The 1173-nt window shown below is 48.7% G+C and carries 1 protein-coding gene; it reads left to right on the top strand.

Going from position 1 to position 1173, the window contains the following annotated elements; all coding sequences use genetic code 11:
• The coding region (locus F960_RS22545; RefSeq protein WP_004854681.1) for an Ig-like domain-containing protein at window positions 1-1173 on the top strand (1173 nt) is incomplete at both ends.

The raw sequence follows: 1173 nt of genomic DNA, 5'->3' as shown, positions 1-1173 counted from the left end.
GTAATACAAGTACTCCAGTTTCAACAGGAGTCTTAGATCAAACCGTTCCAGATCAAACTGCACCTAACGCCCCAGTCGTGACTGAAAATAATGCAGCAGGTCTAGCAGGAACAGCTGAAGCGGGTTCCACAGTGACGGTGACTGATGCTTCGGGTAATACTGTCACAGCAACTGCAGATAGTATGGGCCATTGGTCAATCACTCCAAATCCAATTGCAAATGGTACTGAAGGTACAGTGACTGCAACAGATGCAGCAGGAAATGAGAGTGCGCCAGTATCAACAGATCTTGCTGATCTCACAGCACCTAACGCCCCAGTCGTGACTGAAAATAATGCAGCAGGTCTAGCAGGAACAGCGGAAGCAGGCTCAACAGTGACTGTAACTGATGCTTCGGGCAAAACTGTGACCACGGTTGCAGATAGTGTAGGCAATTGGTCAATCACTCCAAATCCAATTACGAATGGCACTGAAGGTACGGTGACAGCAACAGATGCAGCAGGAAATGTGAGTGCCCCAGCATCAACAGGTCTTGCTGACCTTACAGCGCCTGATGCACCAACAGTTGATGAAAACAACTCATCGGGCTTAAGCGGAACAGCAGAAGCAGGTTCAACAGTGACCGTTACTGATGCTTCGGGCAATACTGTTACAGCAACTGCAGATAGTACGGGCCATTGGTCAATCACTCCAAATCCGATTGCAGATGGCACCGAAGGTACAGTCACTGCAACTGATGAGGCTGGAAATAGCAGTGATCCAATTTCTACAGGCCTTGCTGATCTCACAGCACCGAATGCACCTGTAGTGGATGAAAACAACTCGACAGGACTAGCAGGAACAGCGGAAGCAGGTTCCACAGTGACTGTATCCGATGCTTTGGGTCATACCGTGACCACAGTTGCGGATAGCAATGGTCAGTGGAGTATCATTCCAAATCCAATTGCAAATGGTACTGAAGGGACAGTGACTGCAACCGATGCAGCAGGAAATACAAGTACTGAAACACCTACTGGAATTGCACAAAAAACAGCACCAGATGCGCCAGTGGTGGATGAAAACAATGCTGCAGGCTTAAGTGGAACAGCGGAAGCAGGTTCAATAGTGACCGTGACCGATGCTTCGGGCAATACCGTTACAGCAACTGCAAATAGTGCAGGCCATTGGTCAATCA

It is taken from the genome of Acinetobacter gerneri DSM 14967 = CIP 107464 = MTCC 9824, assembly GCF_000368565.1.
In the GTDB taxonomy this organism is placed as follows: domain Bacteria; phylum Pseudomonadota; class Gammaproteobacteria; order Pseudomonadales; family Moraxellaceae; genus Acinetobacter; species Acinetobacter gerneri.
This window is presented reverse-complemented; position numbering and strand designations above follow the sequence as displayed.